Source organism: Paenibacillus sp. 276b (genome assembly GCF_900107875.1).
Taxonomy (GTDB): domain Bacteria; phylum Bacillota; class Bacilli; order Paenibacillales; family Paenibacillaceae; genus Paenibacillus; species Paenibacillus marchantiae.
In genome coordinates this window covers 336,223-352,708 of the sequence record NZ_FNRR01000002.1, presented here as the reverse complement: position 1 = coordinate 352,708, position 16,486 = coordinate 336,223, and the positions used below count along the sequence as shown (strand labels likewise).

Sequence of the window (16,486 nt, the reverse complement as noted above, 5' to 3'; positions counted from 1 at the left end):
TTTAGCGCAAAAATAAGAATAGAGAATTCTAGCGAATAACGGATAAACTGCAAACCGGATCGCATAAAGTAAGAGGGCACGACGCGCTATTATCAGGTGTCGGCCCTTTTCTTGACTCCGATTCCAAACCGACTTTCACCCTGAACAAAGGAGAACAAATCTTATGTCCAAGAAAGGATTACTACGAGGCTATGTCATTGCCAACTGGCCCGTATATCTGTTCGCTGTACTACTGATTATTGCCTCCAATGTGGGTCAGGCGTCCTTACCCCGAATTCTGGGCAGTTTCACGGATCAACTCATGCAGAACACACTTCAGATGAATACGGTCATCCGGTACAGTCTTTCGCTTTTGGCTATAGCCATCGCTTATAATCTGTTATTCGGTACCGGACAATTCATGATCATGAAGCTCGGACGCCGCTTCGAATTCATGACACGCGAGCGCATTTTCGGCAAGTTTTCCGAACTTAGCGAGTACTATTTTTCCAAACAAGGAAATGGGAAACTGCTCAGTTACGTCATGAATGATGTTACCTCTGTACGTGAAGCCATCTCCAACGGCGTCACCATGATGACCAATGCAACATTTCTATTATTATCTTGCATCGTGATGATGCTGCTCAGTGGAATCCCGATGAAACTTATTCTGATCAGTATTGTGCCTTTGCTGGCCATTCCCTTTCTGGTCGTTTTTTTCGGTCCGCGAATTCGCAAGCGCTCTCGTGATGTGCAGGATGCTCTTGCAACGATGACGGAATCCGCAGAGGAACAGCTCGGTGGTATTCGTGTAACCAAAACATTTGCCATTGAAGACAGCGCCCGTGAACGATTTGGGTTCACAGTAGATGCAATCAAAAGTAAACAGCTGCGGCTTGTTCGTCTGTCCTCTCTATTTCAGGCCTTGCTACCGCTACTGGGTGCCATTTCATTGGTTGTCTCCCTGCTTGTCGGCGGAATTTTGACGATGCAGAATTCCATTACACTCGGAAGTTTTGTCGCATTGACGTTATATTTGCGGATCATCATGGGACCGCTTCAACAAATCGGTAATGTGATCAATACTATGCAGCGTTCTGGAGCATCACTTGAGCGGGTAAATGATCTGTTGACGGAAGTGCCTGACGTGCGCGAGCTTCCCAATGCGACAAGTCTCCAAGCCGTGAACGACATTACGATTGAGAATCTGTCTTTCTCTTATCCCGGCAGTTCATCCGCTGCGCTCAAAAATATCAGTCTGAATATCCAGGCAGGACGAACCGTGGGTATTGTGGGTAAAACAGGTTCTGGTAAAAGTACCTTTGTGAAGCTATTGCTGCGTACATATGAGCCGCCTGAAGGCACAATCCGAATTAACGGCACCGACATCCGGCAGCTGTCGCTGGAAAGTCTGCGATCCCGTATTGCCTACGTACCGCAGGATGGATTCCTGTTCAGTACAACCATTCGGGACAACATCGCTTTTAGTGACCGCGAGGTTCCGCTGGACACCGTAGAGCACAGTGCACGACAAGCGATGATATACGAGAACATTATCCGGTTCCCCGATCGGTTCGATACCCTGCTGGGCGAACGTGGACTCACGTTGTCTGGCGGTCAGCGTCAGCGTACCAGTCTGGCGAGGGGGTTGATCAAAAAAGCGCAGGTGCTCATTCTAGATGACAGTATGAGTGCTGTGGATGCCGTCACCGAAAGTGGCATTCTACGCAGCCTGCGTGAGATTGGTAAAGGAAAAACAACGCTGATTATCTCCCACCGGATCAGTGCAGTCCGTCATGCCGACGAAATTATCGTTCTGGATGAAGGTCGAATCGCTGAACAGGGAACACATGCAGGGCTGATGGCCGCAAAAGGGTTATATGCTGCAACCTATCGTTTGCAGGAGGAGGGATTACATCATGACTGACCGTAACGCTGAAGTTCGTTCAGATGCGGGAGCCCAAGCACAACCGTCAGGCCATGGGTCCGGTTCCGACGCAGGCGCAGACCAGAATAAGCGGACTTCCTTCAAAGCGATGATGTCCTACGCCCACCCCCATAAATGGGCCTTTGCAGGTATCTTTTTCTGTTCGCTGCTGGGTATTTCCGCCGATCTGCTTCAGCCTTATCTGGTGAAGATCGCGATCGATGATCATCTGGCAATTGGTCAGACTAGTGTAGGCTTTCTTGTCCAGTTGGCAGCCATCTTTTTGGGGCTGGCTGTAATCAGCTTTATTTTTACCTATGTACAAAACAACCTGCTGCAACATGTCGGTCAGAACATCGTCTCTCGCATTCGTAAGGACCTGTTCAAGCATATCTCCAAAATGTCGATGTCTTTCTTCGATCGCTTCCATATCGGCAGTCTGGTGACGAATGTATCCAGTGATACGGAAACGATCAGCAGTTTCTTCACTCAAGTACTGCTAAGTCTCATCCGGGATGGCATGATGCTGGTGCTGATTATCGTCTTTATGTTCCAGCTCGATCCGGTACTCGCAGGGTACTCTCTCATCGTGCTGCCTGTGATCGCCATCGTTGCTGTATTATTTCGGAGCCAACTGCGCAGGGCTTATCAGAATGCCCGAACTCGTCTCTCCCGTTTGATTGCATTCACGGCAGAGAACCTGTCCGGCATGTTTTTGATCCAGGCGTTCCATCAGGAAGAAGAGCAGAAGAAAAGATTCACGGAACAGAACCAACTTCACCTGAAGGCCAATATCACACAAGCCCGTTCGAATGTCATATTCAACCGGACGTTTGATATCCTTGGCAATGCGGCGCTCGTTATGATGGTCTGGCTTGGAGGACGTGCCGTGCTGGGTGAATCATTGCAGGTGGGTGTGCTCTATGCGTTTATCAGTTACATCCGCCAGTTCTTCCAGCCGATTAACCAGATCACCATGCAGTGGAACACATTCCAATCAACCACCGTATCCATGGATCGGATCTGGAACATTCTGAGTACCCGTCCGGAAGTCGCTGACCCCAAACCCGGGACTGCCTCCACACTTGAACCACGGAGTGTGATGGGACAGATTGATTTTAATGATGTATCGTTCGGTTATCGGGCAGATCGCCCCCTGATTCAGCATATGAATCTGCATCTCTATCCAGGTGAAATGGTGGGCATTGTAGGCACTACAGGAGCTGGCAAAAGTACGTTGATCTCCCTGCTCAATCGCTTTTACGATGTGAATCAGGGCAGCATTGAAATTGATGGCATAGACATTCGCCATTTCCCGCAGGCCAATCTTCATCGGATCGTTGGTCTGATCCAGCAGGAACCATTCCTTTTCTCGGGCTCCATCATTGACAATGTACGAATGTTCCGCGAGGATATTACTAGAGAGCAGGCTATTCAGGCCTGCCGATTCGTCGGAGCACATGCCATGATTTCACGTTTGCCACAAGGGTATGATACACGTCTTTCCGAACGCGGAAGCGGTCTGTCCGCCGGAGAACGTCAACTGATATCGTTTGCCCGAATCGTGGTCTTTCAGCCCCGTGTGCTTATCCTGGATGAAGCAACCGCGAATCTGGATTCGCATACCGAACAATTGGTGCAACAGGCGCTGGAATCCGTCTCTCAGGGAAGAACAACAATTGTTATTGCGCATCGTCTCTCTACGGTCATGCATGCAGATCGGATTCTCGTTATGGAGAATGGTGAAATTGTCGAAGAAGGCTCACATCAGAAGTTGATTGATGCTGAAGGGGTATATGCTGATCTTTACACCCATGCTCGTGAAGCCGGTAATGATTCAGCTATTTCTGGATAGCTCATCGAACCAAATGGGGTTAAATAAACGTTGAACGTGCCGCTCTGCGATGCAGGCGGCATGTTTGATATATTTTCTGGGAAATGATGTTAAGGAGGCGTATTTATGAAACCTGAATTATATAAACTATCAGAGTCGAAGCTGGAGCATCGACAGATTGGCTATCGCCGTTTCACGGCTGTATGGAAAGGAGCAATATGTCTTCTGTTCTTGATATTATGTGTCACCCTGTTATGGATCATCTATGAAGATCACGCTGAACAACTGGAGACATTATATTATTCCATCGCAGCCATTCTTGGCATGTGGTTTATCGGGCCCGTATTTTTTATGTTTCTGTCCCGGGCAATCGCAAGTCCCCCTGTGTTATTATCCTGGAATGATGAAGGGCTTCGTATCCTTAAACGGACCATTCCCTGGAATGAGATTCGTAAAATTGAGATTGGCTCTCCCGCCTTCAGCAAATGGATATTGTCTGCTTCCCCCATGATTGCCCTGTATTTGAAAGACGGCACCCGGCGTCATATCCAGACCGATCATTTGCTAACCAAAAAAGAGCTCAGTCGAGCAGTTGGTCTTCTGCAGGAGACGCTGCGTGAGAAACAGCAACAGGACATCTGAATTCAGCTCACATCATTCCGACTTTTCGATACCAACAGACAGGTTCATTCTATAATTTCCATACGGCAAAATGGCTTCCAGCAAACTGCCAAGCTGCTCCATTGTTCCTGTGCGTACGATCATCAGATAGCAGCCCTCTCCGCTGACACGGTGAACCTCCACGATGTCTTCACGTGCAGCCATAAATTCACGGAAGGCGGCATGTCGGTCGCCGGAATTCAGAAAAATCGTTACAAATGCCTGCAGGCCCAAGCCGAGGCGTTCCGGGTTCCATTTTACAGTATAGCCTTCAATAACACCCAGATCATGCAGCTTGCGTACTCTCGCACCTACAGCCTGTCCGGTCAAATGCACCTCTTCGCCGATCTCTTTGTGAGAGCGTTTGGAGTCCCGGATCAGGCTTTTCAGTATGCGTATATCTGTATCATCAATCGTCTCATTCATCTATTTTGCAATCCTTTCAACTTGAAATTAAAGTGGCCTGTTTTCTTTCAGTGTGTTATTTACGCCCATAAACGGGTTGTATAACATATAGGATAATAACATTAATTCCCGAAGGAGTGCAGGTTCAATGAAAATTCAATTGATTCGTAATGCTACATTATGGTTGGAATATGGGGGTCTGAATATACTGGTTGATCCCATGTTGATGGATAAAGAAGTGATGCCTGCCTTCCCGAACACGCCCAATGAATTACGCAATCCTAGAGTCTCTTTACCCGAGACGGAAACGGATTATGTGAATCCCGATCTGGTGATCGTTACGCATACCCACCCCGATCACTGGGATGAAGCAGCAGCGAAGCAGCTACGCAAGGATGTACCTCTGCTATGCCAACCAGGAGATGAGGCCGTGTTCACTGGAGCCGGATTTACCAACGTTACCGCCGTGGATGAGAAACATGAGTATCATTCTGTACGTTTTGTCCGCACCTCAGGACAACACGGAACTGGAGAAATCGGCGAACGTATGGGCAAAGTGTCTGGTTTTGTATTGGAAGCTGACGAAGAACCTGTCTCCTATATCGCCGGGGATACCATCTGGTGTGAAGAACCCGCCGAAGCCATTCGTCAATATCGACCTGAGGTAATTGTTGTGAATGCTGGCGGTGCCCGCTTCCTGCAAGGAGATCCGATAACGATGGACGGGCCTGACGTAGCTGCCGTGAAACACCATGCGCCGGATGCTCATGTCATCGCTGTGCATATGGATGCCATTAACCATTGCATGATGTCCCGCGTGGACCTCGCAAGTTATCTGGCATCCGAACAATTGGATGGACAGGTGCTCATTCCACGCGACGGCGAGAGCTTTGTATTCGGACCGGATACTGAGTTGAAATAAAGTTCATTGATACGGTGAGTGACTTTTAACAAACGGAGTATACTCTAGTAATTCTCTCCATGGAACACGAAAAAAGCTGGATGCGATTCGTTCGCATCCAGCTTTTATTTGCGTTTATAGTTGAGGAAAACAGCGATCCGAAGATAGTTGTGCCATCGGAGTGCTCTGTATCTCTGTGAAAGCCAGAATGATTCCCTCGTCTCATTTCACCTATTATTGAACTTTCAATCGGATTACATTCCACGATGCTTTGGCCAGGCTTGCCGTGATCAGTGTATCTGACACTTCTGCATCACCACGATTATGCGGAGCAACGCGATTCGGCTGTGCTGCGGTATTGGCTGCTTTTAGATCATCACTTTCCAGCACAATATGCTCAATCAAGCGGCACTTCCCAAAGCTGCGCAGATCCACTTCAAGCGGCAGTGATTCTTCCAGATGACGGTTCACGGCGAACACAGTCACTTCACCCTGCTCTTCGTTATGCACCGCAATGCCCTCCAGATAAGGAACATCCGTAATTTGTTTGGTGTCATACTTCGGAGACTGGATCAACGGTACAAGTGCAGTTCCACGTCCAAACACGGAAGCATGCATGAACGGATAGAAGATCGTCTGTCTCCATGCAGCACCACCATTATCCGTCATGATTGGAGCGATAACGTTGACGAGCTGCGCCAGACATGCCATTTTAACTCGGTCCGCATGTTTCAGCATGCTGATCAGCATACATCCCACAAGCAGTGCATCTTCATGGTTGTATACGTCCTCCAACTGTGGCGGAGCAATCTGCCACGGGTCCAGCTTCTTGTCACTTTCATTGGAGTGGTACCAGACATTCCATTCATCAAAGGACAGGAACATCGTCTTCTTACTGCGCTTCTTCGCTTTGATATAATCACAGGTCGCTTTTACCGTCTCAATAAAACGATCCATCTCAAGGGAACGCGCAAGGAATGTTGGCGTATCCTGTTCAGCATTACCGTAATACTGGTGGAGCGACAGATATTCAACATGATCATACGTATGATCCAGCACCGTTGCTTCCCATTCCGGAAAGGATGGCATACCCAGGGATGAACTTCCGCAAGCGACCAGCTCAATCGTTGGATCTGTCCACTTCATCACTTTTGCCGCTTCAAGTGCAATCCGTCCATACTCTTCTGCTGTTTTGTGACCAATCTGCCACGGACCGTCCATTTCATTGCCAAGACACCAGGTTTTGATGGCATGAGGCTCTTTGTATCCATGTTTAATACGCAAATCACTATAGTAGGAACCTTCAGGATGATTGCTGTACTCCACGATGTTGCGGGCTGCGTCTACACCCCGTGTTCCCAAGTTGACGGCCATCATCACTTCCGAATTCGCCTGTTTGGACCAATCCACAAATTCGTTGAACCCGAATTCATTGGTCTCGATAGTTCTCCAGGCTAGTTCAAGTCTGCGTTTGCGTTCAGACACAGGCCCAACCGAATCCTCCCAATTGTAACCGGATACAAAATTCCCTCCAGGATACCGCACAATCGGAACCTGTAGCTCCTTAACCATCTCGAGCACATCTCCACGGAATCCCGCTTCATTCGCTGTAGAATGACCCGGCTCATATATTCCACCGTATACGGCACGTCCCAGATGTTCAATAAATGAACCGTATAAACGTTTATCAACTACGCCAATTGTGAAATCCTTGTCTACCGTCATTTTTGCTTTTTCCATCGTGAAGTTCAGCTCCCTAAGATTAATATAAAAATTAATTGATAATCTATGGATCAACGTTCATATTTATATTAAAATCGATTATGGCACCAATTTCAACCTGAATTTTGCAAAATGTTATTCTTTTCATTGGATTTATGTTTAACTTAATTCTATAAATCAAAAATGGAGGAACAAATGTGATTAGAGCAAATACCGATGCAGAATGGCTGCCCCTATACGAGGCACTCGCGAGTGAAGTCCGTCTGCAGATTATCAGGCTTGTCGCGGAGACCCCAATGAACGTGAAGGACATTGCCGCATCCCTCGGCCTGAGCAGCGCAATTGTAACCATGCATGTTCGCAAGCTTCAGGATGTGGGCATTATTCAGTCCAAAATGATTCGCAAGGATGGCGGCACGCACAAAATGAACAGCCTGGCAGTCGACTGGATTGGCATCTCTATGCCACAGGAAACGGGCACCATCCGCAAGCTTCATGAAGTGGCAATCCCTGTCGGGCATTACACCCATTTTGATGTGTATCCAACTTGTGGTCTGGCTACATCCAATCAGGTCATTGGACAGTATGATGATCCACGCTATTTTCTAGATCCCGAACGCATGCATGCCCATATTCTCTGGTTTGGACGCGGATTCGTGGAATACAAAATTCCAAACTATATCTTGTCAGGTCAACAGATCAGTGCCATTGAATTGTCACTTGAGATAGGTTCAGAAGCTCCTTCGGTCAACCCAAACTGGCCTTCGGATATTACCTTCATGCTCAACGGAATTCGACTCGGTGAATGGACAAGTCCTGGAGATTCCGGAAATGGACGAGGCATGTTCACCCCGGAATGGTGGAGCGACAGTGTCAATCAATACGGCATGCTCAAGGTGCTGCGGATCACCCATGAGGGCACATTTATTGATGGACAGCATATGTCCGAAATTACGCTTGCGGATATCCCTGTGGAACGCAATCAGTGGACATTGCGCCTCTCCGTGGAGGAAGATGCGCAGCATGTGGGTGGGCTAACGTTGTATGGTCAAGGATTCGGCAACTACGATCAGGATATTCTGTTTCGTCTGTACTACCAGGACTAATAAACAACAAAAAGAACCTTCCATCCCCCGTATAGAGCAGAGATGGAAGGTTCTATATATGGTCATTATTTAATAAGTATGCTGGAACTTAAAGTGCACTTCCACCAAACAAGAAACGGTACTCCCAATGTTTTCCGGAGATATCACTAATCGTTACACCGCCGCCAGCGTTGGAATAGGTGTGCAGTATTTTGCCGTCACCCAGATAAATTCCCGTGTGGGTAATCGTAGCAGTAGATTTGTTCACACTAGAATACGATGAAGCCGAGCTGCCTTTGTAGGACATAAAGTACATCAAATCACCACGCTTCAGATTTTTCCAATTCGTCTGAACGGTACCATTGGCTTTCACATAAGCACCTTGTTTACGCGAATCGGATGGAAGCTTGATTCCGAGCGCATCAATAAATGCCTGGCGGACAAAGCTTGAACAATCGAACGTAGCCGTACTGTTACGACTTGCGCCAAACTCATAAGGCGTCCCCCAATATTTCATACCGGCAGCAATCACTTTCTCCACCGAAGCACTGCCTGTAACTGAACCAGACCCACTAGTACTGCCACTTCCTGTTGTCGTGTTGCCTTTCACAGCTTGTGTATATTTTGAAGAAGAAGATATGTATCCTGTCCGGTTACCGGAGTCCGTAACTTTATACCAGCCTGATCCGGATTTTTGCACTACCGTGACAGTCTCTCCTTTTGGCACCAAACGAACAATGCTTGCGGAAGAAGATGGCGATGTACGCAAATTAACTCCCCAGATGACTTTAACTTTTGAATTATCAACTGCCGCTGCTGATGCAGGTGTCGTTAATGCTCCTGTTGTCAGACTTCCCATCAGCATCGTTGCTGTTACACTTGCAGTAATGATCTTGCTTTTCCAGTTCATGATGTCGTGTTCCCCCTGATGTTACAGAATTTTAACCTGGCCTCATTCGCCGGGCTTGCCCCATTGTAAAACGGGCTGTCCATAACGATCATCAGTCCAAAGTCCTGTATTCGATCAGGCAGGCTTGAGCACTAAGAATCAGGGAAACCTCTCACACCAGTTGGCTAAAACTGCCGCAAATCTCTTCTTTTTCAAAGGTTAAATTATTGTAACTATTTGCTACGCTTCGTTTTGCGCAGAAAAGAGACCTAAACCGCGCATCACTTAGGGCATGCGTCATATGACCTATATTTTAATATTTAAATTCTATATTTGGTAAACATTACTATGGTTCATTTCCCTATTATGAGTACCTGTAATCCTAAAATCATCATACAAAAAGCCGGAGATCTCTCCCCGGCTGTACTCTGTCTCAATATGAATCGACTATGGCTCAATCCCCCAAGCGTTGACTCCGCTAATATAAGCGGTCACTTTGTTCCAGGCGCTAAAGGCCGTTTTGGAAGCATCAAAAGAATAGTCATTGGTCTGATCAAAATTCGTCCAGTTGTTCTTCGAGAAGCGCCCCTGGATAATTCCCGTCTCTGCTCCGGCAGCCAGACTGCCTGCCCCGGACTTAAAACCAATCTCCAGATACGTATCCGCTGTCCCTTTAGCCGGATCTACCGTCACAAAGTGAGCTTCAACGTTGGCGCTGCCAATCTGAGCGTAATCACACCAGAAACTCAGATCGGATGCACTATCCTTCGTAAAGTAATACCGCACCTTCACCTGGCTCAGATCCACTGCTGTCGTGCCTGTGTTCTTGATATTGAACTGCGGGGTCACCGCATTGCCTGACGTCCCTGAACCACCATTGCGGTATTGTACTTCAAGTGCACCTGTTGTTACAGGAGGCGCTGTTGGTGTCACCGTCACTACGTTGGACAAGGTCTGCCCGCTTGCATTTACTGCCACCACTCGGTAATTGTATGCGGTACCGTTCACTGCCGTGGCATCCGTGTAAGTCAGCGCCGTCAGACCTGTAGCCAGATCGGCGTAGGTTCCACCTGCAACCGAGCGTTGTACCTTGTAACTTGCAGCTCCGGTCGATGCGGTCCATGTCAGCACAGCCTGATTATTGCCTGCCGTTCCCGTAAGGGTTAACACTCCCGGTATAGAGGTTCCCGCTTGCGGTGTTGCAGAGGCCTGAGCAGAAGGTGCAGATTCACCCGCCGTATTCACTGCGGTCACCACATAATAGTACGTTTTTCCATTGGTCAGTGCTGTATCTGTGAAGGTCGAACCGGTAACACCCGTTGCTACGGAAGTATACGGGCCACCGCTCACCTCTGCACGTTTTACCGTGTAAGAAGCGGCACCAGTGGATGCGGTCCAGTTCAGAGCAACCTGCTCACTGCCTGCTGCAGCTGTCAGACCCGCCGGAGCTGCTGGCACTCGGACCACTGGGCCTCCTGTGTTACCAAGGAGACGATCATATTCGCCATACGCGGTAGCCATATCCACCTGTGACCAGAAACGGTGATACGTAAAGGTTGGTGCGCCATTTTCCCATTTTTTCGTTGTTGGATTATAAGACGTTTTGTACAGATTATCCAGATAAGCCCATGCCGGATCTTGCTTGATGGCTGGACGCAGGTCAGGGTAACCAATGTATACGCCATTACCACCTTTGGCCGGGTCAGAAGGTACGCCGGCTGTACCCGGTATCGTGTTCCCCTGCCCGAAGGTTCCCGTCCAGTTTGCCGGAATATAGATCTCTTTGGCAAAGAAACGGAAGTAGTCTTTACGGACTTCTTCAGTCACGATCCCCACACCATCATTGTAATCCCACGCCGTATTCAATAGTTTCTCGGCCATATCTTTGGCTTCCTGGCCTTTGGCACTGAGTACGCCGCCTTCGGCTTGAGTCCCCGCAGCAAAGAACGTCAGGGCTTTGATATAGCTCCCCAGTACGCCTGTATCCTGAGCAGGATCTTTGGTTACCACATGGAAATTCGGATTTTGCGTAAAGGCACTGAACCCATTCCATTTATCCGGTTGCCCCTGCCATTCCTGGCTGCCTGGAATCCAGAATTCGCCCGGTGCAGGTGTAGTAGCAACCTGTGCATTGGTACCTCCAAGTATCCGTTGACCTGCCGCATTCAGATAATATCCTTGTGCATCCGTCACCGGACGCTCATCGACGAATACATAATCCTTGGCCCAGTCGACCCACTTGGTAATGACTTTTTTGGCCATCTGGAAGTTCTCAGAACTGAGGTCCCCGCTCTCAGCAAGAATGTAATACATCTCAGCTACACGCTCCAGCGACCAAGCCTGGAAACCAAACCACGTGTTGGAGTCGGGGTCCCGATATACAGGAGCTTCCTGATAAGCCATGTCATAGAACGTACTGGTTCCAGCAGGATAAGCTTTGTAAGAGCCATCAAAACTGTTCGTCGCTCCACCGCCAATTGCCCCTTCGTGAGACTGTAACCAGGTGTAGAACTCCAATTGGCGTTTCAGCGATGCATTCCAATCTGCCTTGGCAGTTGTCGATTTTGGAATCAGGCCACCTGCCGGATCAGACAAGGCATACGCTGCCACCGGATTCTGGTAAGCCTGGTGCGTATGACTGGCTCCAATCCGCCAAGCCCAGTTCCCACCCTCGCCAAGGCCGCCGCCCCATGAGGTATACCATGCCATCAGATACATATTAGAGTCTTTGCCTGTACCGGCAGTTGGTGTGCCGTTCTTGGCACTTCCGATCTTCTGGAAGTACTTGTCGTGCATCCCATAGCGCAGATAGTCGCCCATCTTCTTCGCTTTGTCCAGATACGTTGTATTGGTGTAGCCCATCTCCTTCGCCCAATACAGTACCTGCACCGCACGTGCGTCAGCATCCGTTGCGTTGGTATAACGCCACTGGGCAGCCGGTGTCTGAGTCTCCTTGGTAAACAGGCTCATGAAACCTTCGCCCGTTTTGCCAAACGTTTTATTGTCCTGGGATGGGTGTGGAATGGCTTCCCATACAGACTCCTGCTCTCCACGCTGGAATGTATTCACGTAAGCCGCTGTATGATTCGGATTCAGCAGGTTACCATACCCGTACCAGTTATCCACATCCAGCAGCCAGTGCATCAGGTACGTCTGATTGTTGCCGTAGGAAGATTTCAGCTCGGCATCAAGTGGGTCTTTTCCGGCCGCATATTGACCGTTAATGGCAGAAGGATATTGATCCGGAAAAGGTTTTTCCGCTGCATAGGTGGCCGGGCTGTTCGGATTGTAATAACTCATCGTAGGCTGCTCTTCCTTGCCGTCACCTTCATTGACAGGGATGATGTATTTCTCCATGCTGTCCCAAGCCGCTTCCAGTTTGGACCAATCTCCCGTATAGTGACCATACATCGTTTCCAGCCAGAGCCAGTAACTGTATGCCTCGGATGTCGTCATGTGCCCATAATCCGGTGCCTCGCTCATCAGCGTTTCAATGGAATGATAGGGAATGCCCTCTGGAGAAAAATAACCGTTCGCCGGATCTTTCAGCTGATCATACAATTGCAAAAATCGAGCTTCATTTATTCCGTCCGCCTGAGCATCAATGTTCTGCTCTTCGGCATAAACCGTTTGGGGGCCTGCCCACAAACCGGTGTACCCGGTCAGCATAACGGTCCCTGCTAGCATGGCAGACAAACTTTTTTTCGCAGCTGATTTCAACATGTATATACCTCCCTGGAATGGTGAAATTCAATTAGAATTACCGTGGGTCTGCCCATGCTGTTGAACTCCCTGTTAGGTTACGGCTCAATGCCCCAGACTTTCGTACCTCCCTGAAACCCAGTTACTTGATTCCATGCGGTAAAAGCAGTCTTGGTTGCATCATAGGAATAGTCGTTGCTCTGATCGAAATTGCTCCAATTGTTCTTGGAAAAGCGCCCCTGAATCACACCCGTCTCCGCTCCAGCAGCCAGGCTGCCAGTCCCGGATTTGAAGCTGATCTCCAGATACGTATCCGCTGTGCCCGTTGTCGGAGTCAGCGTGACAAATTTGCCTTCAATATTAGCCGTGCCGATCTGAGCATAATCACACCAGAAGGTCAGATCCCCTGCACCGTCCTTGGTAAAATAATATCGGAGCTTCACGGTACTCAGATCAATCGCCTGAGTGCCAGTGTTTTTTAGATTAAACTGCGGAGTCACCGCATTGCCGGAAGCACCTGACCCTCCATTACGATACTGCACCTCAAGCGTGCCCGTCGTTACCGGAGGCGCACTCGGTGTCACCGTCACGATATTGGACAACGTCTGTCCGCTCGCATTCACGGCGGCGATTCGATAACTGTACGCCGTTCCATTTACCGCTGTTGCATCGATGTAATTCAAAACTGCCAATCCAGTTGCCACATCGGCATATGCGCCGCCCACAACGGAGCGCTGTACCTTATAAGTCACTGCTCCCGTTGCTGCCGTCCAGGTCAGAATCGACTGGGCGTTGCCAGCCGTACCGCTTAACGTCAGTTCGCCAGGCAACGATGTTCCAGCTTGCGGCGTGGCAGAGGCTTGTGCAGACCCGGGCGATTCTCCGGCTGAATTAACAGCCGTCACCACATAATAATAGGTCTTTCCGTTCGTAAGCCCCGTATTCGTGTATGTCAATCCATGTACATCTGTCGCTACAGAAGTATATGGACCCCCATTCACCTCGGCACGCTTCACGGTGTACGATTCTGCCCCAGGTGATGCTACCCAGCTCAGGATGACTTGAGCATTCCCTGATATAGCCTGCACGCCAGAAGGTGCAACAGGAGTGACAACCGGTGTAACACCAGGTTCCTGACCGTATATCCGTATTCCCGCATCGTAGACTGGGAGATATACGCTCTTCGCCACATTACCTGTGCCCAAGCCCTGGAATGAATGATCATTATTCGCATTCCAGGCGCCTTGCGGGCCGGTAATGCGGAACTGGACCTCTTTGCGATAATGTCCTTCCCCGCCAGGATATATCTTGGTTCCAGTAAAGTCCGCCGTAACAGCATAGATTCGTTTCGCTGCATCAACCACAACCGGTTGGGATACGGTAGCACCCTCGGCGTATGCGGTTGTAACCTTGACATCAGATACGGTATATCCTGCAGCGTAAACTTCACTTAGATCCAGAAAATAGCGAAAAGATAACTTATCCCCCATCCGCGCAGGCCAGCCGGAACGATTATTTAGTTGAGCCTTGATTTCCGTGTAATTGGGACCGGATGCCTTCACGGCAGCTTCGACAAAGAACTCATCTGTCTTCACTTCCGGAGCCGGAAAATTCGCGATGGGCTGATCATTCTGGCCGAATAACAGATTCATCTTGGCTAACGCGCCTGTAAAGCCTGCATTGTAATCGGTTGCCACCTCATTGCTGACATAGTCGCCAATGGAATCGGTATAGGCATCCGTTGCATCCGGTCCACCAACCATCGCTCCGTACAACGTGTGACGGTGCTCTGAAGGTGTATTTTCATTGTTCGTCCATGAACTGTGAGAGGTCCGGTGATGAGGATGCTTAGGCGGATTCTGACCATAACCGACCACATAACTGCTCTGGCGAGGATTATCCCCCAGAATGTAGTTCATTTGAGAGACGGCAAAGTCCTGATATCTTGCTTTCTTCACCGGATCACTGACCCAGTCGGAGTATACAAAAGCAATAAAAGATGCATTTGCTGCATATCGGAGCGATCCCCATGTATCAAGCCAGGCAAGCCCGCCCGGTGTATACTTGATTCTTTGTCCATTCGTGCCTACAGACCAATAATCCAGATTGCGCTCTGTGGATTGAATGAACCGCGTCGCTTCTGGCATGTTCAGACTCGACGTAATGCGAGCCAGCAGAATCTGGGCTCCGTAGTGTTTGTCATCCCAGCCTTGGGTCCAAGTATAGGCCCAGTTCCCGTTCTGTCCATCTGCCTGCCACAGATTCGCTGTAGCAATCGCCTTGGACAAGTAAGCGCTATCATTTGTCGCCATATATAACCATGTTGCAGCCCAGGCGAGTTCATCATAGTAACCTGTCCATGAATTGTAGAACGATTGGGCATTTGTAATGCAATCCGAATATTTGCCTCGATACGTATCCGCGAAGCTGTACAGTTCCTTGGCATGTTGAAGTAGTTTGTTGGCATAAGCCGGGTCACTGTCCCGAAACACAATGGATGAAGAAGCGAGTGCCGCTGCAGTTTCTCCCGCAAGTTCACTTCCCGGACAGGATGCATCGATCTTATAAGCAGGACGGTTCATCTGCATCACTTCAGCAGGCCCCCACCAGGCATGGTCTGTATTGCCCGCTCCGACCTGTCCCCATAATTCATTTGGTTTCGTATGCGCTTTCACAAAATAGTCTGTGGCCCATCTCAAGTTATCCTTAATCTCCTCCAGTTGCCCTGCCTGCTCGTATCCCTCGCGGTATTCCACAACAGACCAAGCTAACATCGTAGCCGAATAAGCCATGGGCAGACCAAATTTCACATGATCTCCAGCATCGTACCACCCTCCGGTCAAATCAACCCCAACATCCGCTCCGTCATTTAATCCGGAATCACCACGCCATTCCACCCGATTGTCTTCGGGCAAATTCCCTGAACGCTGTGTTTCATAGAAATAAACCGCCTTTTGTAATGCCTCCGCATAGTTATGATTTCCGGCAGCCGCATCTGCCTTACCACTCCATGCCTGTATGGATGTACTTCCTGCCAGTAGCCCTACCGATAACGCGAGGATAGCGATTCGTCTCCACCAGCTTCCCTTCATCTTCAACCATTCATCTCCTTTTGCAATAGTCGTCTCGTAATTTTCCAATTACACTGATGTAATGACCCGCTCCTTTCTATGGTGTGACTCCATGTATTTCCACCATTAATTACCATTATATCCTTTTGCTCCAGTTGCAATATCAGCGCTGGTGACTTCTGAAATAACATTGTTGTGACATGTTTGGGTAGTGATATGACAAAAAAGACTGCCCCTCATATCGCTTGAACGCAATATGAGAAACAGTCCAGATGTCTCGGATAAGCCGTGTTACAGACTGAACTATGACC

General features: G+C 48.9%; 10 protein-coding genes. 5 read left to right on the top strand and 5 right to left on the bottom strand.

Going from position 1 to position 16,486, the window contains the following annotated elements; genetic code table 11:
* Positions 1–163: 163 nt before the first annotated feature.
* From BLV50_RS12360 to BLV50_RS12350, 3 genes are all read left to right on the top strand, one after another.
* Positions 164–1,906 (top strand): ABC transporter ATP-binding protein, encoded by a 1,743-nt coding sequence (locus BLV50_RS12360; RefSeq protein ID WP_063564590.1) that lies wholly within the window; start codon positions 164–166, stop codon positions 1,904–1,906.
* A complete protein-coding gene (locus BLV50_RS12355) occupies positions 1,899–3,761 on the top strand; it encodes an ABC transporter ATP-binding protein (protein WP_371129245.1) in 1,863 nt (620 codons plus the stop codon). Before BLV50_RS12360 ends, BLV50_RS12355 begins: the two co-directional genes overlap by 8 nt.
* Before the next feature lie 105 nt (positions 3,762–3,866).
* Positions 3,867–4,382, top strand: coding sequence for a hypothetical protein (locus BLV50_RS12350; protein ID WP_090807962.1), 516 nt, complete (start codon positions 3,867–3,869; stop codon positions 4,380–4,382).
* A gap of 12 nt (positions 4,383–4,394) precedes the next feature.
* On the opposite strand, the gene BLV50_RS12345 is transcribed toward BLV50_RS12350, so the two are convergent.
* On the bottom strand, positions 4,395–4,826 hold the full coding sequence (locus BLV50_RS12345) for an Lrp/AsnC family transcriptional regulator (RefSeq protein ID WP_090807961.1): 432 nt from the start codon (positions 4,824–4,826) through the stop codon (positions 4,395–4,397).
* Positions 4,827–4,953: 127 nt separating this feature from the next.
* On the opposite strand from BLV50_RS12345, the gene BLV50_RS12340 reads away from it, so the two are divergent.
* A complete protein-coding gene (locus tag BLV50_RS12340; RefSeq protein ID WP_063564592.1) occupies positions 4,954–5,727 on the top strand; it encodes an MBL fold metallo-hydrolase in 774 nt (257 codons plus the stop codon).
* Positions 5,728–5,940: 213 nt separating this feature from the next.
* Here BLV50_RS12340 and BLV50_RS12335 read toward each other — a convergent pair whose 3' ends face one another.
* Positions 5,941–7,446, bottom strand: a complete 1,506-nt coding sequence (locus tag BLV50_RS12335) for an arabinosylfuranosidase ArfA (RefSeq protein WP_090807959.1) — start codon at positions 7,444–7,446, stop codon at positions 5,941–5,943.
* 179 nt (positions 7,447–7,625) lie between these two features.
* On the opposite strand from BLV50_RS12335, the gene BLV50_RS12330 reads away from it, so the two are divergent.
* Positions 7,626–8,534, top strand: a complete 909-nt coding sequence (locus BLV50_RS12330) for an ArsR/SmtB family transcription factor (RefSeq protein ID WP_082935196.1) — start codon at positions 7,626–7,628, stop codon at positions 8,532–8,534.
* Positions 8,535–8,622: 88 nt separating this feature from the next.
* On the opposite strand, the gene BLV50_RS12325 is transcribed toward BLV50_RS12330, so the two are convergent.
* The 3 genes from BLV50_RS12325 to BLV50_RS12315 all read right to left on the bottom strand — a co-directional run bounded on the left by BLV50_RS12325 (position 8,623) and on the right by BLV50_RS12315 (position 16,196).
* On the bottom strand, positions 8,623–9,423 hold the full coding sequence (locus tag BLV50_RS12325) for a C40 family peptidase (RefSeq protein ID WP_063564594.1): 801 nt from the start codon (positions 9,421–9,423) through the stop codon (positions 8,623–8,625).
* A 426-nt stretch (positions 9,424–9,849) separates the two neighbouring features.
* Positions 9,850–13,125 carry a glycoside hydrolase family 48 protein gene (locus BLV50_RS12320; protein WP_090807957.1) on the bottom strand — a complete coding sequence of 1,092 codons (3,276 nt, stop codon included), beginning with the start codon at positions 13,123–13,125 and terminating at the stop codon, positions 9,850–9,852.
* Positions 13,126–13,202: 77 nt separating this feature from the next.
* Positions 13,203–16,196, bottom strand: coding sequence for a glycoside hydrolase family 9 protein (locus BLV50_RS12315; RefSeq protein ID WP_090808778.1), 2,994 nt, complete (start codon positions 16,194–16,196; stop codon positions 13,203–13,205).
* Between the last annotated feature and the right edge of the window lie 290 nt (positions 16,197–16,486).

What these genes read in the sequence shown, in the direction of transcription:
- BLV50_RS12360 (WP_063564590.1), top strand. Translation starts at nt 164, where the DNA reads ATGTCCAAGAAAGGATTACTACGAGGCTATGTCATTGCCAACTGGCCC.
- BLV50_RS12335 (WP_090807959.1), bottom strand. Translation starts at nt 7,446, where the DNA reads ATGGAAAAAGCAAAAATGACGGTAGACAAGGATTTCACAATTGGCGTA.
- BLV50_RS12345 (WP_090807961.1), bottom strand. Translation starts at nt 4,826, where the DNA reads ATGAATGAGACGATTGATGATACAGATATACGCATACTGAAAAGCCTG.
- BLV50_RS12340 (WP_063564592.1), top strand. Translation starts at nt 4,954, where the DNA reads ATGAAAATTCAATTGATTCGTAATGCTACATTATGGTTGGAATATGGG.
- BLV50_RS12320 (WP_090807957.1), bottom strand. Translation starts at nt 13,125, where the DNA reads ATGTTGAAATCAGCTGCGAAAAAAAGTTTGTCTGCCATGCTAGCAGGG.
- BLV50_RS12350 (WP_090807962.1), top strand. Translation starts at nt 3,867, where the DNA reads ATGAAACCTGAATTATATAAACTATCAGAGTCGAAGCTGGAGCATCGA.
- BLV50_RS12315 (WP_090808778.1), bottom strand. Translation starts at nt 16,196, where the DNA reads ATGAAGGGAAGCTGGTGGAGACGAATCGCTATCCTCGCGTTATCGGTA.
- BLV50_RS12355 (WP_371129245.1), top strand. Translation starts at nt 1,899, where the DNA reads ATGACTGACCGTAACGCTGAAGTTCGTTCAGATGCGGGAGCCCAAGCA.
- BLV50_RS12325 (WP_063564594.1), bottom strand. Translation starts at nt 9,423, where the DNA reads ATGAACTGGAAAAGCAAGATCATTACTGCAAGTGTAACAGCAACGATG.